The sequence below is a fragment of the Kocuria aegyptia genome (assembly GCF_039530085.1).
In the GTDB taxonomy this organism is placed as follows: domain Bacteria; phylum Actinomycetota; class Actinomycetes; order Actinomycetales; family Micrococcaceae; genus Kocuria; species Kocuria aegyptia.
This window is the reverse complement of record NZ_BAAAOA010000020.1, coordinates 1-19,021: the sequence shown is the minus strand read 5'-3', so window position 1 is coordinate 19,021 and position 19,021 is coordinate 1. Positions and strand designations below refer to the sequence as shown.

At 74.0% G+C, this 19,021-nt stretch carries 21 protein-coding genes and 1 riboswitch; of the genes, 9 read left to right on the top strand and 12 right to left on the bottom strand.

What is annotated here, in order from left to right:
* Positions 1 to 30: 30 nt before the first annotated feature.
* From ABD220_RS09860 to thiE, 3 genes are all read right to left on the bottom strand, one after another.
* Entirely contained in the window at positions 31 to 942 is a 912-nt protein-coding gene (locus ABD220_RS09860; protein ID WP_344122113.1) for a VOC family protein, read from the bottom strand.
* A gap of 181 nt (positions 943 to 1,123) precedes the next feature.
* Positions 1,124 to 2,134 carry a hypothetical protein gene (locus tag ABD220_RS09855; RefSeq protein WP_344122112.1) on the bottom strand — a complete coding sequence of 337 codons (1,011 nt, stop codon included), beginning with the start codon at positions 2,132 to 2,134 and terminating at the stop codon, positions 1,124 to 1,126.
* A gap of 99 nt (positions 2,135 to 2,233) precedes the next feature.
* Positions 2,234 to 2,953: a thiamine phosphate synthase gene (gene thiE, locus ABD220_RS09850; RefSeq protein ID WP_425552545.1), complete on the bottom strand. Its 720-nt coding sequence runs from the start codon at positions 2,951 to 2,953 to the stop codon at positions 2,234 to 2,236.
* A 15-nt stretch (positions 2,954 to 2,968) separates the two neighbouring features.
* Positions 2,969 to 3,072: riboswitch (TPP riboswitch) on the top strand.
* Here thiE and ABD220_RS09845 point away from each other — a divergent pair.
* From ABD220_RS09845 to moeB, 4 genes are all read left to right on the top strand, one after another.
* Entirely contained in the window at positions 3,068 to 4,423 is a 1,356-nt protein-coding gene (locus ABD220_RS09845) for an FAD-dependent oxidoreductase (RefSeq protein ID WP_344122111.1), read from the top strand. It overlaps the preceding riboswitch by 5 nt.
* Complete coding sequence (gene thiS, locus ABD220_RS09840) at positions 4,420 to 4,659, top strand: sulfur carrier protein ThiS (protein ID WP_344122110.1); 240 nt, start codon at positions 4,420 to 4,422, stop codon at positions 4,657 to 4,659. Before ABD220_RS09845 ends, thiS begins: the two co-directional genes overlap by 4 nt.
* Positions 4,660 to 4,723: 64 nt before the next feature.
* Complete coding sequence (locus tag ABD220_RS09835) at positions 4,724 to 5,521, top strand: thiazole synthase (protein WP_425552549.1); 798 nt, start codon at positions 4,724 to 4,726, stop codon at positions 5,519 to 5,521.
* Positions 5,518 to 6,693: a molybdopterin-synthase adenylyltransferase MoeB gene (gene moeB, locus ABD220_RS09830; protein ID WP_344122107.1), complete on the top strand. Its 1,176-nt coding sequence runs from the start codon at positions 5,518 to 5,520 to the stop codon at positions 6,691 to 6,693. Before ABD220_RS09835 ends, moeB begins: the two co-directional genes overlap by 4 nt.
* A 225-nt stretch (positions 6,694 to 6,918) precedes the next feature.
* On the opposite strand, the gene ABD220_RS09825 is transcribed toward moeB, so the two are convergent.
* The 3 genes from ABD220_RS09825 to ABD220_RS09815 all read right to left on the bottom strand — a co-directional run bounded on the left by ABD220_RS09825 (position 6,919) and on the right by ABD220_RS09815 (position 8,553).
* Entirely contained in the window at positions 6,919 to 7,653 is a 735-nt protein-coding gene (locus ABD220_RS09825; RefSeq protein ID WP_344122105.1) for an ANTAR domain-containing protein, read from the bottom strand.
* Between the two features lie 313 nt (positions 7,654 to 7,966).
* Complete coding sequence (locus tag ABD220_RS09820) at positions 7,967 to 8,170, bottom strand: hypothetical protein (protein WP_344122103.1); 204 nt, start codon at positions 8,168 to 8,170, stop codon at positions 7,967 to 7,969.
* Positions 8,171 to 8,340: 170 nt separating this feature from the next.
* Complete coding sequence (locus ABD220_RS09815; protein ID WP_344122101.1) at positions 8,341 to 8,553, bottom strand: hypothetical protein; 213 nt, start codon at positions 8,551 to 8,553, stop codon at positions 8,341 to 8,343.
* 256 nt (positions 8,554 to 8,809) lie between these two features.
* Between ABD220_RS09815 and ABD220_RS09810 the strand changes: the two genes are divergently transcribed.
* Positions 8,810 to 10,039, top strand: coding sequence for a cytochrome P450 (locus tag ABD220_RS09810; protein WP_344122099.1), 1,230 nt, complete (start codon positions 8,810 to 8,812; stop codon positions 10,037 to 10,039).
* A gap of 33 nt (positions 10,040 to 10,072) precedes the next feature.
* On the opposite strand, the gene ABD220_RS09805 is transcribed toward ABD220_RS09810, so the two are convergent.
* The 4 genes from ABD220_RS09805 to ABD220_RS09790 form a co-directional block, all read right to left on the bottom strand.
* The gene (locus tag ABD220_RS09805; protein ID WP_344122097.1) at positions 10,073 to 10,456 is read right to left on the bottom strand and encodes a low affinity iron permease family protein; all 384 of its coding nucleotides are present in this window, start codon (positions 10,454 to 10,456) and stop codon (positions 10,073 to 10,075) included.
* A gap of 17 nt (positions 10,457 to 10,473) precedes the next feature.
* The gene (locus tag ABD220_RS09800) at positions 10,474 to 10,782 is read right to left on the bottom strand and encodes a hypothetical protein (RefSeq protein WP_344122095.1); all 309 of its coding nucleotides are present in this window, start codon (positions 10,780 to 10,782) and stop codon (positions 10,474 to 10,476) included.
* Positions 10,783 to 10,934: 152 nt separating this feature from the next.
* Positions 10,935 to 11,657, bottom strand: a complete 723-nt coding sequence (locus ABD220_RS09795) for an ANTAR domain-containing protein (protein ID WP_344122094.1) — start codon at positions 11,655 to 11,657, stop codon at positions 10,935 to 10,937.
* A gap of 357 nt (positions 11,658 to 12,014) precedes the next feature.
* Positions 12,015 to 12,749: a GAF and ANTAR domain-containing protein gene (locus ABD220_RS09790; RefSeq protein WP_344122092.1), complete on the bottom strand. Its 735-nt coding sequence runs from the start codon at positions 12,747 to 12,749 to the stop codon at positions 12,015 to 12,017.
* A 486-nt stretch (positions 12,750 to 13,235) separates the two neighbouring features.
* On the opposite strand from ABD220_RS09790, the gene ABD220_RS09785 reads away from it, so the two are divergent.
* Positions 13,236 to 13,613: a hypothetical protein gene (locus ABD220_RS09785; RefSeq protein ID WP_344122090.1), complete on the top strand. Its 378-nt coding sequence runs from the start codon at positions 13,236 to 13,238 to the stop codon at positions 13,611 to 13,613.
* A 66-nt stretch (positions 13,614 to 13,679) separates the two neighbouring features.
* Here ABD220_RS09785 and ABD220_RS09780 read toward each other — a convergent pair whose 3' ends face one another.
* Positions 13,680 to 14,744, bottom strand: coding sequence for a GAF domain-containing protein (locus ABD220_RS09780; protein ID WP_344122088.1), 1,065 nt, complete (start codon positions 14,742 to 14,744; stop codon positions 13,680 to 13,682).
* Between the two features lie 295 nt (positions 14,745 to 15,039).
* On the opposite strand from ABD220_RS09780, the gene ABD220_RS09775 reads away from it, so the two are divergent.
* From ABD220_RS09775 to ABD220_RS09765, 3 genes are all read left to right on the top strand, one after another.
* Positions 15,040 to 16,053 (top strand): bile acid:sodium symporter, encoded by a 1,014-nt coding sequence (locus tag ABD220_RS09775; RefSeq protein WP_344122086.1) that lies wholly within the window; start codon positions 15,040 to 15,042, stop codon positions 16,051 to 16,053.
* Positions 16,054 to 16,313: 260 nt separating this feature from the next.
* Positions 16,314 to 16,799 (top strand): pyridoxamine 5'-phosphate oxidase family protein, encoded by a 486-nt coding sequence (locus ABD220_RS09770; protein WP_344122084.1) that lies wholly within the window; start codon positions 16,314 to 16,316, stop codon positions 16,797 to 16,799.
* Between the two features lie 84 nt (positions 16,800 to 16,883).
* On the top strand, positions 16,884 to 17,066 hold the full coding sequence (locus ABD220_RS09765; RefSeq protein WP_344122082.1) for a PspC domain-containing protein: 183 nt from the start codon (positions 16,884 to 16,886) through the stop codon (positions 17,064 to 17,066).
* 447 nt (positions 17,067 to 17,513) lie between these two features.
* Here ABD220_RS09765 and ABD220_RS09760 read toward each other — a convergent pair whose 3' ends face one another.
* The gene (locus ABD220_RS09760; protein ID WP_344122080.1) at positions 17,514 to 18,518 is read right to left on the bottom strand and encodes a LacI family DNA-binding transcriptional regulator; all 1,005 of its coding nucleotides are present in this window, start codon (positions 18,516 to 18,518) and stop codon (positions 17,514 to 17,516) included.
* Positions 18,519 to 19,021 lie beyond the last annotated feature (503 nt).

Genomic DNA, 19,021 nt, shown 5'->3' with positions numbered 1-19,021 from the left:
TCGGGGGCGCCCCCGTGCGCGGGAGGGATCTCAGGCCGCGACGCCCACCTGGATCAGAGTGTCCCAGGGATCCTCGAAGCGCAGCACGGCGCCGTCGTGCCGGGTGGCGATCCCGTGGTCCGCGAGCCGGGACTCCAGGGCCGCGACGTCCTCGGCGCCCGGCAGGTCGATGTTGACCTGGCCCAGCCCCAGCGACGCGGCGCGCGGACCCGCCCCGGCGCTGTGCCAGGTGTTGAGCGCGATGTGGTGGTGGTAGCCGCCGGCGGCGATGAACAGGGCGGAGCCGATGTCGCTCATCACCTCGAAGCCCAGGACGTCCACGTAGAACTGCCGGCCCAGCGGGATGTCGCCCACCTGCAGGTGGACGTGGCCCAGGGTGGCCGGCGGTGCCGCTGGGAGCCGCCCGTCCCGCTCGGCCAGGTGCTCCTGCAGGAAGCCGTTCGGGTCCAGGGGGTCGGAGGCCAGGGTCAGCAGGCCGCTGGGCTCCCGCCGCCACGTGTCGCGGGGGCGGTCCGTGTAGAGCTCCACCCCGTTGCCCTCGGGGTCGTCGAAGTAGAAGGCCTGGCTGTAGAGGTGGTCGGCGCTGCCGGTGAAGGAGCGGGGCGCCACGGTCGCCACGGACGCCAGCGCCGCGGCCAGGGCGGGCTCGTCCTCGAAGACGACCGCGGTGTGGAACAGCCCGGCCTGCCCGCGGCGGGCCGGCGGGAGCTCCTTGACCTGCCGCAGCCGCACGACCGTCCGGCCGTCCCGGCCCAGGACCGCGGTGTCCCCGGCGTGGGCGAGCACGTCGAGGGTGATGGCATCCGAGTAGTAGGCGACCATCGTGTCCAGGTCCGAGACCAGCAGCTCCACGGCACCCATCCGGGTGCCGGCGGACAGCAGGTCCTCGGCGGGGCGCTTCGTCAGCGTCCGCGGGTCGGGGTTCTGGGGAAAGATCGGCATCTCGGGGTTCTCCGTCGGCTGGGACAGCGTCTTGGTTGATGTGTCCCCAAGAATAGCCCAGAAAGCTTTCCCGTGCAAGTAAATGGAGATGCTGGAGGATCGCGGCCCGGAGCCAAGCCGCCGCGCTCCGGTGGGCAGCGGGTGGCCAGGGGATGGCCGGCGGAGGCGGCCGGGGGTGTGGTCAGAGGATGAAGATCAGCGCCGCGATGACCGCCAGGATGCCCAGGAAGACGAATCCCCACGCCTTGAGGTTGTCGGAGTCGTCCTCCTCGGGCTCGGCCGGGCGCGGCGGCCACCCGCCGGGACCGGGCCCGAACACCGGCCCGGCGGGTCCCTGCCCGCCGGCGCCCGGTCCTGCGGGCGGCCGGCCCTCGATGGCGGACCCGGGAGCCCCGGACCCGGGAGCCCCGTACCCGGGAGCTCCCTGCCCGGGCGCATCCTGTCCCGGGAACTGCCCGGGCGGCGGGGGAGCCGGGGTCGCGGGGCTCACGCCCCACTGCGGGTTCTCCGGCGAGCCCGCCGGGGGAGCACCCGGCGGGGGAGTGCCCGGGCGGACGCCGCCGCCCGCGGCCGGGCCCGGCGCCGGGGGCAGGGTCTCGCCCGAGGGCGCGGGCCCGTCCTCACGGTGGCCCTTCTCCGCCTCGGTCAGCAGGGCCACGAACTGCTCGAGCGGCTCGGACCCGTCGTGCTCCCGCGCCAGGAAGCGCTCGGCGCGTCGGCGCACCACCCGGTAGACCCGCCCGTCGTCGGGGATGCCCAGGTCACGGGCGGCCCGCGCCACGGCGAGCGGGGGCTGCTCCGGCAGCGGATCGGTGCCCCACTCCAGGAGCCCGGTCAGCAGGGGGCGCTCGAGCACGCGGGCCAGGGCCGCCCGGGCGCCCGGCACCCGGGTCAGCTCCAGCAGCCCGCTCGGCGGCGCGGACGGGCACCCCGGCACGTCGCTGGGCAGCCGGGCGGCGCGCTCCAGCCAGAAGGTGTCGCCGAAGAGGGTCGCGAGCAGCACGGCCGCGGCGAGCCGGTCCTCGCTCGGCGCGGCGTCCTCCGGCGCGCCCTGCTCCCAGTGGCTGCCGAGGGCACGGCGGGCGGGCTCACCGGCCAGCCGGACGCGCAGCTGCGCGTCCTCCGGGCCACGGGCGGTCTCCGCGGGACGCTCCACCGCGTGCCGCACCTGGGGGTCGAGCTCGGGGTCCATGGGTCACCTCTCCGTCGTCGTCCTGGGTCCATGCTGTCAGAACGTGCTGGGCGGCGGCGGGGAACCGGCGGTGAGCCGGGATGTTGGGCCGCGCCGGGCTCAGGCGGGGAGCAGGCTGCGCAGCTGCCCCGCGGCGAGGCGGGGATCGGGGGCCTCGGTGACGGCGCGGACGACGACGACGCCGCGCGCCCCGGCCGCCAGCACCTGCGGGAGCCGCTGCTCGTCGATGCCGCCGATGGCGAACCACGGCACGGGCAGGACCTCCGGGTCCGCGTCCAGCCGGGCCTCCGTCAGTCCGGCGACCGCGCGGACGAAATCCAGCCCGGTGGCCGGGCGCCCCGGCTTGGTGGGCGTGGCCCAGACGGGGCCCGTGCAGAAGTAGTCGACGTCCGGGTCCTCGAGCGCCGCCCGGGCCTGTCCGAGGTCGTGGGTGGAGCGCCCGATCAGCACGTCCGGGCCCAGCAGCCGCCGGGCCTGGGCGGGGGTGAGATCGTGCTGGCCCACGTGGAAGACGTCGGCGCCCACCAGCGCGGCGATGTCGGCGCGGTCGTTGACCGCGAACAGGGCGCCGTACTCGGCGGCGACCCGGCCCAGCAGCCGCAGCGCGGCGATCTCCTCGTCCGCGTCGATGCTCTTGTCCCGCAGCTGCACGATGTTCGCCCCACCGGCGTAGGCGGCGTGCAGGAACTCCTCGAGGTCGCCCCGGTCCCGGCGGGCGTCCGTGCACACGTACAGCCGGGCGGCGAGGAGCTGCGCCGTCCGGGCGTCTCGCAGGGAGGACTCGGCGGGCGCGGAGGTGTCACGGGTATGCTGGGTCACACGCTGATGATAGGTCAGCGGTTCTGCGGGAGCCCCACCGGGGGCTGAGAGGGCGTCCAGCGCCGACCGCCACACCTGATGCGGGTCATGCCGCCGTAGGAAAGGACGTTCCGTGTGACTTCTGCGCACCCCGCCCCGACGACCGCGCCCCACCCGCTGGTCGGGCAGCCCGAGCACGTCCGGGCCGACGTCGCCGTGGTCGGCGCCGGGGTGATCGGCCTGGCCACCGCCTGGGAGCTGCGCCGCCGCGGCCGCTCGGTGGTCGTGGTGGACCCCGAGCCGGGCTCCGGCGCCAGCCGCGCCGCGGCCGGGATGCTCGCCCCGGTGAGCGAGGTCCAGTACCAGCAGGAGCCCCTGTACCCCCTGATGACCGCCTCGGCCGCCGAGTACCCGGCGTTCGTGGCCGCCCTCGAACAGGTCGCCGAGGGGACGGTGGGCCACCGGGCCACCGAGACCCTGCTCTGCGGCGTGGACGCCGCCGACCGGCAGGCCCTGACGGACCTCCGCGAGCTGCAGCTGCGCCACGGCATGACCGTGGAGCAGCTCGCCCTGCGCGCCGCCCGGGCCCTCGAGCCCGCGCTGAGCCCACGGCTCTCCGCCGCGTTCCGGATCCCCGACGACCACCAGGTGGACCCGCGCCGACTCGTGGCCGGGCTGCTCGCCGCCCTCGTCGCCCCGGAGGTCCCGGAGCCTCCGCAGCTGTCCGGGCTGCCGGCCGCGCGCGACGGCGGACCGGCCCGTTTCGTCCACGACCTCGCCACGGGGCTGCGCCGAAACGCCGAGGGCGCCGTGACCGGCGCCCGCCTGGCCGGCGGCGGGATGGTCTCCGCGACCTGGACGGTCCTCGCCCCCGGTGCCGGCCTGGGCGCTCTCGAGGGACTGCCGGAGGGCTGGCACCCGCCCCTGCGGCCGGTGCACGGGGACATCCTGCGCGCCCGGGTGCCCGCCGGGACGCCGGAGCTGCTCGAGCGCACCGTCCGGGGCCTGGTGCACGGGGCGCCCGTCTACCTGGTGCCCCGCGCCGACGGGACCGTGGTGATCGGGGCGACCTCCCGCGAGGACGACCTGGCCGGCCCCAGCGCCGGAGGGGTGTTCCGGCTGCTGCGCGACGCCCAGGCGCTCGTGCCCGGGGTCGCCGAGCTCGAGCTGATCGAGGTGCTGGCCCGCGCCCGGCCCGGCACCCCGGACGACATCCCGTACCTGGGCCGGGTCCGCGACCCGGACGGCGAGCCCGTGCCGGGGCTCGTGGTCTCCACCGGCTACTTCCGCCACGGCGTGCTGCTCGCCCCGCTGGCCGCCCGGCTCGCCGCGCAGCTGGTCGCCGGAGGGAGCGGTCCCGATCCGTCCGCCGACGCCGAGCACCTCGCCACCACCGACCCGCACCGCTTCGACCGACCCGTCGAGGCACGTCGAGGGGACCCCGAGCCGGCCGCCGCCGGCCCCGGGCCCCGGAGCAGGAGCCCCCGATGACCGCCATCACCCTCAACGGCCGCCCGCACCGCGTGGCGGAGGAGGCCTCCGTCGTCGACCTCGTCGCCGAGACCGTCGGCCGGGCGCTGGGCCCCGACGGCGCCCCGCTGGACGGCGGGCGCCTCGGGGTGGCCGTGGCCGTGGACGCCGCGGTCGTGCCCCGCAGCCGCTGGCAGCGGACCCGCGTGGCGGAGGGCCAGGCCGTCGAGATCATCACCGCCGTCCAAGGAGGCTGACGTGACCGTCCCGCACCCCGACCCGCTCGTGCTCGACGGCACGAAGCTGTCCTCCCGGCTGATCATGGGCACCGGCGGCCTCAGCTCGCTGCACACCCTCGAGCAGGCGCTGCTGGCCTCCGGCACCGAGCTGACCACCGTGGCCCTGCGCCGCTACGCTCCCGGCCAGGGCGACTCCCTCTTCGCGCTGCTCGAGCGCAACGACATCCGGATCCTGCCCAACACCGCCGGCTGCTACACGGCCCGGGACGCGCTGCTCACCGCCGAGCTCGGCCGCGAGGCCCTGGAGACCGACTGGGTCAAGCTGGAGGTCATCGCCGACGAGGAGACCCTGCTGCCCGACGTCGTGGAGCTCCTCGACGCCACCGAGCAGCTCGTGGCCCGCGGCTTCCGGGTCTTCGCCTACACCTCCGACGACCCGGCCGTGGCGCGCCGCCTGGAGGATCTCGGCGCGGCCGCCGTGATGCCCCTGGGCGCCCCCATCGGCACGGGACTGGGAATCCTCAATCCGCACAACATCGAGCTCATCGCCTCCCGGGCCTCGGTGCCCGTGGTGCTCGACGCCGGGATCGGCACCGCCTCCGAGGCCGCCCTGGCCATGGAGCTGGGCTGCGACGCCGTGCTGCTGGCCAGCGCCGTGACCCGCGCGCAGGACCCGGTGGCGATGGCCACCGCGATGCGGCACGCGGTGGTCGCCGGCCGGCTCGCGGCCGGTGCCGGGCGCATCCCGGCCCGCCGGCACGCCCAGGCGTCCTCGCCGATGGCCGGGCGGATCGACGCGGGCACAGCGCAGGCCGGCACGTCCGCCGCCGCGGCGGACGTGCCGCGCGGGGACTGGGCACCGGTGGGGGAGCGCCCGTGAGCCCGCTTCCACCGCTCGTGGAGCCCGGCCCCGAGCTGCGCCTCGAGGAGCTCGAGCGCTACGCCCGGCACCTGACCCTGCCCGGGATCGGGCCCCTGGGCCAGCGGCGGCTGGGCAACGCCCGCGTGCTCGTCGTCGGCGCCGGGGGACTGGGCTCCCCCGCCCTGCAGTACCTCGCCGCGGCGGGGGTCGGGACCCTCGGGATCGTCGACGACGACGCCGTGGCGGTCTCCAACCTGCAGCGCCAGGTGGTGCACACCACCGCCGACGTCGGCCGCCCCAAGGCCGTCTCCGCCGCGGAGGCCGTCACCGCCCTCAATCCGCTGGTCGAGGTCCGCACCCACCCCGTCCGGCTGGGTGCGGACAACGCCGTGGACATCCTCCGCCAGTACGACCTGGTGCTGGACGGAGCCGACAACTTCGCGACCCGCTACGTGCTCAGCGACGCCGCCGCCCTGACCGGGATCCCCTGCGTGTGGGGATCCATCCTGCGCTTCGAGGGACAGGTCAGCGTCTTCTGGGCCGGGCACGGGCCCACCTACCGGGACCTCTACCCCGAGGCCCCGCCGGACGGGGAGGTGCCCAGCTGCGCCGAGGGCGGGGTGTTCGGCATGCTCCCCGCGACCGTCGGCTCGGTCATGGTCACGGAGGCCGTCAAGCTCATCACCGGCACCGGGGAGCCCCTGCTCGGGCGGGTGCTGCTGCACGACGCGCTCGCGATGACCTGGCGCGAGATGCGCCTGGCCCCGGACCCCGATGCCGCCCCGGTCACCGCGGTGGCCGAGCCCGAGCCCGTCCGCGCGCTGCCCGGCACCCGCCCCGCCGAGCAGCTCACGGCGCCCGAGCTGGCCCGGCTGCTCGAGCGCCGGGGGCGCGGGGAGACGTCCTTCGCCCTGGTGGACGTGCGCGAGGACTGGGAGCGGGAGCTCGTGTCCATCGACGGCGCCGTGCCCGTGCCCCTGCAGGAGCTCCTGGACCGGGGGGCGGAGGCCCTGCCGCCGGAGGTCCGCGGCGCGGACCTCGTGCTGCACTGCAAGGCCGGCGCCCGCTCCGCGACCGCTCTCGCCGCGCTGCGGCCGTTCTTCGCCCAGCGGGAGGAGCGGGTCCGCCACCTCGAGGGCGGGGTGCTCGCCTGGGTGGAGCAGGTGGAGCCGGGCAAGACGGTCTACTGAGCCGGCCGGGGGTGCCGGCCGGGGTCGGCGCCCCCTCGGGCACGGCACCCTTCCTGGCCGGCCACGGGCGAGCACCGCAGCGGTCGGAGGGCCCGAGAGCCGTCCTGGGGCGGTGCCGGGCCTGCGCACCGGCCGGGGGACGGCCCGGCACGCGCCGGCCTGCCGGCCGGATCCCGGCGAGCCGGCGGCAGGGCGGGGGCTCGCCGGGGCGAGGCCGTCCGGCGGTCAGGGGTGGAAGTGGGTCTCGGCCGGTCCGCTGCCCACGGTGGTCACCAGTTCTGCGGCCAGGTCCCGCAGCTTGCGGTTGCGGTGGTTCGAGGCGCTCCTGAGGATGTCGAAGGCCTGCTGCTGGGGGCAGCGGTTCTGGGCCATGATGATGCCCACGGCCAGGTCGATGGTGGTCCGGGAGGTCAGGGCCGCGGCCAGGTCGGCCTCGGTGTCGCGGTGGCCGGCCAGGCGCACGGCCAGGCGCAGGGCGCTGGAGGCCAGGCCCACCTGGTGTCCGATGGCCTCGATGGCGGCCTCGTCGTACTGGTCCGTCCGGGTGGAGTAGATGTTCAGGGCGGCTCTGGCTTCCCCGGCCAGCTCGAAGGGGACCCCCAGCACGGAGGCGACCCCGGCCCGGGCGGCGGCGTCGGTGTAGCCGGGCCAGCGGTGCTCGGTGGTCACGTCGGGGACGTGGATCACGGTGTGCGTCCGGGCGGCGGTCATGCAGGGGCCGTTGCCGAAGGTGTACTGGATCTCGTCCAGCGCCTCGGCCCGGGGGTCGGAGGAGGCCACGGTGGCGGCCCTCTTCTCCCGCAGCAGGGTCACCGCGCACCACACGGCCTGCCCCTGACCGGCCAGGGCCGTGGCCATCATCCGGGTGAACTGGGTGAGGAAATCGGTGATGTCCTCGCTGTCCAGCAGCATCTCGTGCATCACGTCGCGGGTCGAGGCGCCCGCGGGGGAGTCAATCATGTGTCGTGTTCCGTGGTGGTTCAGGGCGCAGCGCACCACAGCGGGAAGCGCTGAGGGCAGGCGCCGGGGCAGCAGGACGGCATCCCCCACGTCCCCGACTGCGCCCACTGCTGCGGGGCACTGCCCCTGGGAGCGGACGCTGCGGGAGGTGAGGTCCGGCGGCACCGATGCGGGCCACCGGGCAGCCGGCTGCTTGACCACCGAACGATGATCCTAATCCTCCGGCACGGTCTCCCCGCAACCGAGGAAAGCGGTCACCGGGTGCCTTCCCCGCCGCAGCGGGTCGTCCCGGTCCGGATGCCTGGCGGCGGGGTCAGCGCAGGCGCAGGTCGTAGCCGAGCAGATCGAGCATCTTGCGCTGACCGGTGCCGGTTTCGCGGATCCACAGCACGCCCAGCTCGGGCAGCTTCTCCTCCACGACGCCGAAGTGCTGCAGCGCCCCGCCGGACCAGGCCTCCAGCCGGTGCCCGGCGTGCACGGTGGTGAGGTCGTCGATGAACGATGCGGTGTCAGCCAAGCTGCCCACCCCTTCCCGGTCGCGATGTGCCGCCAGCCTGGGCCACGGTCATGACCGTCCGGTGAGCGCCGGGTGCACGGACGGTGGACGCACCGGGAACCCTGCCGGAGGCTCCGGGCCACGTGGGCACCCTCCGCGTCGCACCGCACGGGCGCCGCCGTGACCGGCAGTCAGAGGAAGCGGGCGGTCACCATCAGGGTCATCGCGGCGGTGGCGAGCGCTACGGCCCCCAGGAAGCTCAGCAGCGACCCGTCCGGGCCTCGGCTCCGTCCACCGGCCGTGGTCAGCTGCCGGCGACGGGAGGCCTCGTGCAGCGCCGGCCACAGCGCGGCTGCCAGCAGCAGGGCCGTACTGAGCAGAATGAGTTGCAGGTCGAGGGGCACGCTCCCGATTCTAGGATTCGCCGGCCGCCTGCTCCGACCGTTCCGAGGCATGCGCGGGGGCTCCGGTGGTGGTCTTGCTCACACCGCCGGGACTGTCCGTGGTGGCAGCACCCGCCGAACATCGAGCCATGGAGCGCCACCGCCGAGCGGCCCCGGCGACCGGTCTTGACACCGCCGTCACCGGCGCGGCGGGACGGGCACGGTGGTAGCGTGATCCGAAAGCCTGCTGATCACTCGGGCGGTCGGAGGTCCTCGCATGGAAGCTGTTCCGTTCGACAGCACGATCGCGTTCCTGCGCGAGGGCTACCCGTTCATCTCCTCCCGGTGCGACGCGCTGGGCACCGACCTGTTCACCAGCCGCCTGGCACTGCGTCCGATCACGTTCATCCGCGGGGCCGAGGCCGCCGAGATCTTCTACGCCCACGATCGTTTCACCCGGGTCGGGGCGCTGCCGCCGCCGGCGCAGCACCTGCTCCAGGACGCGGGGTCCGTGCATGCCCTCGACGGGGGAGCCCATCGGCACCGCAAGGCCGCGTTCCTGTCGCTGGTGGCTCCGGAGGCGATGGCCAGGCTCGGGGACCTGTTCGAGGTCCAGTGGCACGCGGCCGCGCAGCAGTGGCAGGGGCAGCGGCGAGTCGTGCTCCACGAGCAGGCGCGCGAGATCCTCACCCGCACCGCCTGCGCCTGGGCCGGCGTGCCGCTGCCCGAGCACCTGGTGGAGCGGCGGACCCGGGAGTTCGGGCTGATGATCGACAACGCCGCCCGCTTCGGCCCACCCAACTGGTACGCCCGCGCCCGCCGGAAGGCCACCGACCGGTGGGCCGCCGGCATCATCGAGGACCTCCGCTCCGGAGAGCTGACCGCACCCGAGGGCACCGCGGTTCACCTGTTCGCCCAGCACCGCGACCTCGACGGGGAGCTCCTCGACCCCGAGGTGGCGGCGGTGGAACTGCTGAACATCCTGCGCCCGACCGTGGCGGTGGCCAGGTTCATCGTCTTCGCCGCCGTGGCGCTGGAAGAGCACCCCCAGTGGCGGGCCGCCTTTGCCGCCGGGGACGAGAGCGACCTGGAGGCCTTCGTGCACGAGGTCCGCCGGTACTACCCGTTCTTCCCCGCCGTGCCCGGCCGTGCCCGGAAGGCGTTCGAGTGGCGCGGGCACCGGTTCGCGCCCGGCAACTGGGTGATGCTGGACCTCTACGGCACCTGTCACGACGCCCGGCTGTGGGAGAACCCGCACAGCTTCGCCCCGGAGCGGTTCCGGGGCTGGTCCTGGGAGGAACACCCCTGGTCGCTGATCGCCCAGGGCGCGGGCCGCCACGGCGAGGACCACCGGTGCCCCGGGGAGTGGTCCACCGTGGAGCTGCTCAAGCGCGCGACCCGGCTGCTGGTGACCACGGACTTCCAGGTGCCGGTCCAGGACCTGTCCATCCCGCTGGACCACTTCCCCGCCCTGCCGAAGAGCGGGTTCGTCCTCACCCGCTCCTGACGCGGGGCAGGGCGCCGGCGGGGCGGGCGCCGGTCACCGTCGGGGCGGAGGCGGGGTGATGAGCTCGTTCTCACGCTCGAGCTCGGCCTCGCTGCGGTTCTCCGCGTCGTAGAGGCCCGGGTCCTGGACCCCGAGCTCCCGCATGATCACGTCGAGCTTCAGGTGCACCGCGGCGCTGTCGCGGTTCTGGGTGTTCTGGATGATGAACACCATCAGGAACGTCACCAGCGTGGTCACCGTGTTGATGATCAGCTGCCACGTGTCGGAGAAATCCAGGAAGGGGCCGCTGAGCGCCCAGGCGACGATGAGGGCCGCGGCCAGCAGGAACATCCCGGGCCGGCCCAGGGCGTTGGCGGCGGTGGTCGTGAAGCGGACGAAATAGCCCGGGTGGCTGCCGGACTTCGTGGTGGTCGACATGGTCTCCTCTCGGATCGTCATCGAACTCGGGCGGGCGGGGCGGCCAGGTGAGCGGGCGACGGCTCCGGGAGCACCAGTTCCACCGAGCCGTGCTGAGGTCCTTCGTGGTCGATGGCCCAGCGCAACAGATCCGCCCCGGCGGCCTCCACGTGCTCGGCCCCGGACAGGTCGACAGTGACCCGGATGCCGGGGGTGAGCGTTCGCGCCCGGGCGATCAACGGGGGCAGGGCCTGCTGGTTGGCCTCGGTCAGGCACCCGGTGGCCATGATCCTGACGTTCTTGCCGTCCAGGTCGATCTGAACGGTCACGGAGAGCTTGTGGGTCATGGCAGCAGCCTCCTGCGCACCTGTGGTCGTCGGGGCCGGCTGCTCGACCGGGGACCAGCATAGGCAATTCCCGAGCACATAGCCAGTACCCTGATCATTCTCGCGGAAGAGGCGCGCCCGGCCCCGTCGCGACCGGGGCGACACCAGGGGGACTAGGGCAGTTCCCCGGTGCGGAGGACCACGTCGGCGAGCTCGGCCAGCCGGCGGTTGGTGGTCTGACTGGTCTCCCGCAACAGGTCGAAGGCGGCGTCACGGAGGATCCCGTGGCGAGTCATCAGCACCCCGATCGCCGCTCCGATGTCCCGGTTGGAGGCCAGGGCGCGTTCGAGGTTCTCCCGGTGCCGGTGGTGGACCTGGCCGGCGACGGCCAGGGCGGCCTGGGAGGCCAGCACCCCACCGGCCCACAGGGTCCGGGCGTCGAACGCGTCGGCGGTGTCGGAGTACAGGGTGAGTCCCACGGTCGTCTCCACGTCTCCGGGCAGAGGCATCCGGTAGGCCAGCAGGCCGGTCATCCCCAGCTGGTCCTGGACCCGGCGCCCGAACACCGGCCACCGCCGGTCCTGGCCCAGGTCTGCGGACACGTGCGGCTGACCCTCCAGGGCCGGGTCCAGTCTCGGCCCCGACCCGAGCTCGTGCTGGAGTGCTTCGGCCTCGGCGGCCGGCTCCCCGGTGACCGCCAGGGTGTGGGCCCGTCCCTGCCGCAGCGTGGTCACGGCCGCCCACCGGCACCCGGGGACGTGGACGATCGATGACTGCGCCACGGCGTCGACCGCCGCACTCCCGGGGGCGGTCCGGAAGGCGCGGCTGAGCCCGGTCAGCAGCTCGGTCAGTTCGGCCCGCCGGACAGGGGTGCTGCTGCGAGGAGGCGTGCTCACCATCGGGCACCGCCGCGGGAGCGCCTCGACGCACCGGCCCGGCGCGCCACCGCGGACGCCTCACCGGCGGTGCGGATGTCGGGGGCACCGGCCGCGGACCGGTGGACCAGTCGATGCCCCACGGGCGGGACGGTCTCGGGGAGGTGCCCGGTGACCAGGTCCCGGATCCTCCTGGGTTCAGGGGCGGTCGCACAGAGTTCGTGGTCCACAACAGCAGCTTTCTGCGTACGAAGGTGTCACGGCCTGCTGCTGGACCATCAAATGATGCTAGTGCATTTCTGCTCCGGCGCCAGGAAGCTCACCGACTGCCCTCCTGCGCACGAGGACCAGCGCTGCGGGGTCCGCCCGAGATGCTGTTCAGGCGTCGAAGTGCGTGATGGCCGGGCCTGCGCCCACGGTGGTCACCAGGTCCGCGGCCACGTCGCGCAGTTTCCGGTTGCGGTGACTGGAGGCGGCCCGCAGGATCTCGAAGGCCCGCTCCTGGGAACACCGGTTCTGGCCCATGATGATGCCCACGGCCAGGTCGATGGTGGTGCGCGAGGCCATGGCCGCTGCCAGGTCCGACTCGGTCTCCCGGTGGCGGGCCAGGCGCACGGCCAGGCGCAGGGCGCCGGAGGCCACGGCGACCTCGTGCCGGAGGGCGGCGACGGCGGCCGGATCGAAGTCGTGCGCCCGGGCGGAGTAGACGTTCAGCCCGGCCTGGGCCTCCTCACCGAGCTCGAAGGGCACCCCGATGATCGAGACCACCCCCTGGCCGGCGGCCGTGGTGCAGTAGCCGGGCCACCGGGTGTCGGTGGCCACATCGCCCACGCGCACCACGGTGTGCTCGCGGATGGCGGTCAGGCAGGGGCCGTCGCGGAACCGGGTCTGGGTCTCGTCCAGGGCTTCGGCCTGGGGGCTGGAGGAGGCCACGGTGGTGGCCTTGTGCCGGCGCAGCAGGGTGACTGCGCACCAGGTGCCGGTGCCGTCGGGGGCCAGGCGACGGGTCAGGGTGGCGGTGAAATCGCTGAGGAACCCGGCGATGTCCTCCGAGTCCAGCAGCAGGTCCGGGAGCTGGTCGCGGTCGGTGCCGCCCGAGGTCTGGGCTGACATTGGGGGCGTCCGTCCGTAGCAGGTGCGGTCCGCGGACCCGCGGAGCGCAGCCAGCCCGACGAGGCGCCAGCACCTTCGAGTCTACGCCTGGGCCGGCTTGCACCCACGGCGTCAGGTGTGTGCTCCCTCGGTCGCGGTGCGGAGGGAGCCGGCGCGGTGGTCGACACCCGCCTGCACGGCGCTCCGGCGCTGCCGGTCGGGGAGCAGGACGCCCCGGCCCGGCCCGCCGACGAGCTCGCCGCCCAGCTGCCCCGGTGCCCACCGTCGGGCTCGGCGCGGAACCACCATCGACCACGGTCCACGCGGACCGTGCTGCAGCAGGAATTTCTGCCGAGGAACGTCTTTACAAATGCCACCTCTGCCGTTCATAGTTTCGGAGGCCTCCTGGGAGCCGGTACCCGCGGACACCGGAGGGGCCGGCCGGGGCAGCGGCCGCAGATCCGGACGATCGTCCGATCCGCTCGTTGACGAGTGAAAGGCTGCGCTGTGCGCGAGGACCTCAAGACTGCCCGCCGAGCCCTGGGCGTGGTCCAGCGCCTGCTCCTGCGCGAGCACCTGCAGCGGGTGGAGCAACTGCTGGACCCGTCCGAGACCGTGCAGGTCCTGACGCCGGGCTGGTGGCGCGGCCACCGCAGCCTCGTCGTGGTCACCACCTCCCGGCTGCTGCTCCTGCGCCGGCAGCTGAAGTGCTCCTCGGCCGATCACGCCGCCTACAGCTTCCGGAGGATCGGGCAGCTGAGTGTTCATGCCGCTCCGCCGGAGGGCGCGCGCTTCCGGATCACCGTGGGGTTGGACCTCGAGGAGTTCTCCGTGACCGGGCGCGCCGCGGAGCTCGAGCGTGCTCTGCTCACGGCCAGGACCTGATGACCTGCGGTCAGGGGCGCCGCAGGTCGAGGCCGTGGCGGACCACGGAGCTGGGCGCGCTCGTGGTCACGGCCGGCGCGGGAAGGGGCTGGGGGCGTCAGGGTCCCGGCGGTCCGGCCCCTCGGCGTCCGCGGCAGGGGAGGCCTCGTCGTCCTTCCCCCCGATGCTGAGCGAGGAGGCCAGGCCGGCCAGGGCCTCGGAGGTGTAGGAAGCCCGCGGTGGGGCGATCTCCTCCAGGATGTCGTTGGCGGCGTGGGCCAGCAGATCCCGCTGGAACTGGGGCAGCAGCATGGCCTGGTGCAGGTAGGCGTCGATCTCGAACTCCTTGACGTTCCCACCGAGGCTGAAGTGGCGCAGCCACAGGTCGTGCCGGCTGATGAAGGCCGTGGTCATCGTGGCCTGCAGCCGACGGGCCTGTTCGTGGCCGACTGCGGCGTCGACCGTTGCGGCGGCGACCTCGGCCACGCCCCGGTCCTGCGTGCCTGCTTCCTCGGCCAGCGCCGCCCGTGCCGCCTCGGGGGTCAGCTGGTCGCGGGCCATGAGCACACCGGCGGCCAGACCCATGAGCTCCCGCGGATCCAGCGTCTCCTCCCACGGGATGCTGAGGCGCACCGGGGCGTCGACGGCGTGGGCGGCCCCGAGCAGGGTGGCCGCCGCATCGGCCAGCAGGCCCAGCAGCCGCTCCTCGGCCGCCCCGAAGGCGCCCGGTGTGCTGGCGTGGACCGTCAGTGCGCCCAGGCGGTGACCCCGGCGGACCAGGGGGGTGCTGAGTGCCGAGCGGATCCCGACCCCGGCCGCGGCCGACTGCCATTTCGGCCAGCGGGAGTCGGTGCCGGTGTCGTCGATGCGCTGGACCTCTCCGGTGGTCCGGGCGCTCAGGCAGGGGCTCGTTCCCAGTCCGTGCTGCAGAGCGCCGGCGGCCCCCGCGGCCGTGCCGGTGGAGGCGACGACGCTGCCGGTGCCGTCCTCGTCCAGCAGCGAGATCCCGGTCCCGGACGCGTCGGGGACCCCCTGCTGGGCGGCGCAGGCCAAGTGGTGCATCGCGGCGGCGACGTCCTGAACGGACAGGAGCAGGCCGGTCAGGTGGGTGGGTGTGGCGGGCTGCCCGCCGGGAGAGGGTTCGGGGAACATCGCGTGCGCCGTTCGGCAGAGGTGGTCGGGCTGGCACGGTGGCCGCTGCCGACTCCGTCAGCGAAGAAAGCGCCTAGTCTCGCGGACCCCTCTTGTGGACAGCCTACTGCTGTTTCGCGCTCCGCGCCCTCACGGCATCCATCGACGACCGGATGGTGTCCGGGCGCGGCCCCGGTGCGCCGCCCACCACGGACGTCGGGACGGGCGCTGGCCTGGGGGGTCCAGCGGCGGAGCTGCCCCCTCGGCCACGACGACTGCGGACGCGCCCTGACGGCCTGCACCTAGGCTGGGGCGGGTGAAAGCACCGACCGCCGCCGCGTGGGCGCAGCGCCACCAGGTGGCCTTGTACCTGGCCGCCGTCGCGGCCGCGCTCCTGGTGGGCTGGGCGGTGCCCGGAGCCCCCGCGCTCGCCCCGGCCATCACCCCGGTCCTGGTGCTGCTGCTGTTCGCCACGTTCCTGGCCGTCCCGTTCGCGTCCTGGGGGCGGGCCTTCACGGACCTCCGCTTCCTCACGGCGCTGCTGGTGGTCAACTTCGCGGTCGTCCCGGTCGTGGTCCTCGGTCTGTCCCGGACGGTCGCCGGGCACGAGGCGCTGCTGCTGGGCGTGCTGCTCGTGCTGCTGGCCCCCTGCGTGGACTACGTCATCGTCTTCACCGGCCTCGCCGGGGGCGCCGCCGACCGGCTGCTGGCGGCCGCCCCGCTGCTGATGCTCGGGCAGATGCTGCTCCTGCCGGTCTACCTGCTGCTCCTCGCCGGCCCGGAGGCGGTCGCCCTGGTGGAGCTCGGCCCCTTCGTGGAGGCCTTCGTGCTGCTGATCCTGCTGCCCCTGGCCGCGGCGGCCATCGTGCAGCGGGCGGCGTCCACCTCCACCGCGGCCCGGCGGCTGGAGTCCGCGACGGCCGCGGCCATGGTGCCGCTGATGGCACTGACCCTGTTCGCCGTGATCGCCTCGCAGGTGCGCGGGGTGGGGGAGCAGCTGGCCGACCTCGCGGCGGTCGTGCCCCTCTACGCCGGCTTCCTGGCGGTCATGGTCGCGATCGGGGTCCTCGCCGCCCGGCTTGCCCGCCTGGACGTGCCCGTGTCCCGGGCCCTGGTCTTCGGCGGGGCCACCCGCAACTCCCTCGTGGTGCTCCCGCTGGCCCTGGCGCTGCCGGAGCGGCTCGCGCTCACGCCGTTCGTCGTCGTCACCCAGACCCTGGTCGAGCTGGTGGGGATGGTGCTGCTGGTCCGGCTGGTCCCCGCGCTGGTGCGGGACCGCCCTCCACGGCACCGTGGGAAGACCGTCCCGTCCGGCCGAGAGCGACCATGACGCAGCGCCTCCGCCCCGCCGCCCGGGCCCTCCGGCTGCGGGGCCCGCGCCGGTGGATCGCCGCCGAGGCCCGGGGCGGCCGGTAGGCCCTGCCATGGTGGCCGTGCTCCCCGGCGGCCCGGCCGTGCCCGTTCCTCGAGGCGCCCCTCGTCCGACGCCCCCCGGGTCCATAGACTGGCCCTGCGCGCCGCGGACCGGCAGCCCGGTCGGCGGAGCAGTCGCCGAGCACTTCAGCAGTCGAACGCAGAAGGGATCTCCCCATGACCGACCAGAACGACGGCACCGCCAAGGTGCGCCAGCTCATCAAGGACACCCGGATCGCCATGCTCACCCACGCGGACGAGCACGGGAACCTGATCTCCAAGCCGATGGCCACCCAGGACGTGGACTTCGACGGCACCGTGTACTTCATCGCCGAGCGCACCTCGGACCAGGTCCAGGACCTGCAGCAGCGGCCCGCCGTGAACGTGGCCTACGCCGGGAACGGCGCCTGGGTCTCGCTGACCGGCACGGCGCTCGTGCTCAACGACGAGGCGAAGCTCAAGGAGCTGTGGGACAGCTTCACCGGCTCCTGGCTCGAGGGCGGGCCGGAGAACCCGGACAACGTCCTCATCGAGGTCACCGGCCGCTCCGCCGAGTACTGGGACACCCCCGGCGGCGGCAAGGTCACCCAGGTGGCCAACCTCGTGAAGGCCAAGGTCACCGGCGACACGATCAAGGGCGACAAGGGCGTCGTCGAGCTCTGACGTCCGCCCGGGGCCGTCCGTTCCGCCCGGACCGGGCGGCCCTGCCCCCGGGCGTGTCCCGGGGCGCGTTGGTAGAATCCGGGCATGAACACAGCACTGGTCCGCCCCCGTAACGGCAAGCTCATCGCCGGTGTCTGCGCGGCCCTGGCGGGGCGCTTCGGACTGCCGAAGTTCCTGCTGCGCCTGGGTTTCGTCGTCTTCGGCCTGGTGGGCGTGGGGGAGCTGGTCTACATCGCCCTGTGGATCATCATCCCCAAGGAAGCCTGAGCTCCGCCTCTGCTCCTGCGTCGCCGCGCAGGGATCAGTGACCTCCCGCGGCGCGGTGAGCGACTCGGGCAGCTGGCGCATTCTCCGTGCGCCCAGGTGCGCGCTCCGGCCGGTCCACGAGCACCGTGGCCGTCGTCCGGCTAGTTCACGTGGCCGGGCCGCGCCGCGATCGAGCTCCAGCGCTGGCGCACGGCGGAGCTGCTCACCAGGCTCTGCCGGGAACAGCGGAATCATTCCTTGCTGCGCGCGAGGAGGACGGCGCGGCAAGTCGCCGCCAACCTGACGCGCCGGCGGATGGGCCGGGCCGCCGGGGTGCTGTTTCCGGCTCACAGACCGCTGTGCCGGGTGGAACCGGGGCACGGGCGATGGGGTCCTGGTGCTGCGCCACCGGCTCCCGCTCGCCGGAGACTCATGGGAGGCCGGTGCCGACCCGGTCCGCCCGGCGGCTCAGGAGGTGAAGCGCGTCGAGTCCCGGGCAACCAGCTCGGGCTGGAAGCTGACGTGGCGGTGGTGGTGGTCGGGGTCGGTGATTTCGTCCTCCAGCAGCTCCACGGCGGTGCGCCCGATCAGCCGGGCAGGCTGGCGGATCGAGGAGAGCGGCACGATCGCCGAGGTCGCGAAGTCGATGTCGTCGTAGCCGATCAGAGCGATGTCATCAGGCACCCGGATGCGGTGGGTGAACGCGAAGGCCTGCAGTAGGCCCAGGGCGAGCAGGTCGTTGGCGGCGAACACGGCCTCGGGACGGCGGGTCGGGGGCAGTTCGAGCACCTGTTCCCCGACCCTGCGTCCCTCCAGCACCGTCAGAGCCGCGGTCTCGAAGGACTCCAGCGATGCACCGACCACGGCTTCGATCGCCTGTTGCGCTCCGGTCCGGCGGTCGCGCACCTGGTGCAGGGAGTCGGGACCGCCCACGTAGGCGATTCGGCGCCGGCCGATGCCCAGGAGGTGGGCGACCGCCGCTCGTCCGCCCTCGACGTCGTCCACGGCCAGCGAGCAGTACTCGCCAGGAGCGGCGTGCTCGTCCACCAGTACCACCGGGGTGCCGCGGGAGCGCAGGACGTCGACGCGGGACCGATCCGGGGTCTGGGGGGTGACGAGCACGCCCCGGACTCGCTGCTTTTCGAACAGGCTCAGGTACAGGCCCTCCCGTTCGGGGGAGAGCCCCGCGTTGCCGATGATCACGGCCTGGCCCAGCCGCTCGGCGGCCGTCTCCGCGCCCAGGGCGATCTCGTTGTAGAACGGGTTGGCCGAGTCCTGCACCACGAGGCCCACGGTGCGTGAGCGGCCGGCCTTGAGCTGGCGGGCGACATCGTTGCGGACGTATCCCAGCTCGTTGATGACCTGCAGCACCCGGCGACGGCGGTCGTCGGAGACCACCTCGGGGCGGTTGAGGACGTTCGATACGGTTCCGATGGACACCCCCGCCTCACGGGCTACGTCCTTGATGCTCACCGGTGGTCGCGCGCCTTCCACAGGTCTCCTCTGCTCGCAAGGTCATAGGCCATCAACTCTAGTGATCCGCTCGCCGGGGCACGGCGCGGTGGGTTCCGCCGCCCCCCCCGGGTGGATCAGGTCACACGGCGTGCAGTGATCGCCCCGGTGCGCCCCTGGGCGATCCGTACGTTCCGTCCACGACCCACCGCTCCCAGCTGCACTGGGATACCTGCGGTGGATCTGCACCCCGGACCGGGTGCAGCGGATGCACGACGAATCCGTGAGTCACGGACACCCCGGGGCGAGGCTGGAGTATTCCGTGGGGCACACCTCCTCCCGCGAGGCGCTTGGTCGATAAGCGGAGTCCGACGAACGTTGGCTCCGCTCATGCACAGGTGCTTGTCCTGCCTCCTGTGACGCCGTCATCCGATGCGTCCACGGGCTGCACGCACCGGGCTCAGTCGGGCAGGCGGGTGCCGGTGGTGGTGTCGAAGAGGTGGACGTGGGCCAGGTCCGGGGTC

What these genes read in the sequence shown, in the direction of transcription:
- ABD220_RS09825 (WP_344122105.1), bottom strand. Translation starts at nt 7,653, where the DNA reads ATGATTGACTCCCCCGCGGGCGCCTCGACCCGCGACGTGATGCACGAG.
- ABD220_RS09780 (WP_344122088.1), bottom strand. Translation starts at nt 14,744, where the DNA reads ATGTTCCCCGAACCCTCTCCCGGCGGGCAGCCCGCCACACCCACCCAC.
- ABD220_RS09800 (WP_344122095.1), bottom strand. Translation starts at nt 10,782, where the DNA reads ATGACCCACAAGCTCTCCGTGACCGTTCAGATCGACCTGGACGGCAAG.
- ABD220_RS09855 (WP_344122112.1), bottom strand. Translation starts at nt 2,134, where the DNA reads ATGGACCCCGAGCTCGACCCCCAGGTGCGGCACGCGGTGGAGCGTCCC.
- ABD220_RS09770 (WP_344122084.1), top strand. Translation starts at nt 16,314, where the DNA reads ATGACCGACCAGAACGACGGCACCGCCAAGGTGCGCCAGCTCATCAAG.
- ABD220_RS09765 (WP_344122082.1), top strand. Translation starts at nt 16,884, where the DNA reads ATGAACACAGCACTGGTCCGCCCCCGTAACGGCAAGCTCATCGCCGGT.
- ABD220_RS09810 (WP_344122099.1), top strand. Translation starts at nt 8,810, where the DNA reads ATGGAAGCTGTTCCGTTCGACAGCACGATCGCGTTCCTGCGCGAGGGC.
- thiS (WP_344122110.1), top strand. Translation starts at nt 4,420, where the DNA reads ATGACCGCCATCACCCTCAACGGCCGCCCGCACCGCGTGGCGGAGGAG.
- ABD220_RS09805 (WP_344122097.1), bottom strand. Translation starts at nt 10,456, where the DNA reads ATGTCGACCACCACGAAGTCCGGCAGCCACCCGGGCTATTTCGTCCGC.
- ABD220_RS09790 (WP_344122092.1), bottom strand. Translation starts at nt 12,749, where the DNA reads ATGTCAGCCCAGACCTCGGGCGGCACCGACCGCGACCAGCTCCCGGAC.
- ABD220_RS09835 (WP_425552549.1), top strand. Translation starts at nt 4,724, where the DNA reads ATGGGCACCGGCGGCCTCAGCTCGCTGCACACCCTCGAGCAGGCGCTG.
- ABD220_RS09860 (WP_344122113.1), bottom strand. Translation starts at nt 942, where the DNA reads ATGCCGATCTTTCCCCAGAACCCCGACCCGCGGACGCTGACGAAGCGC.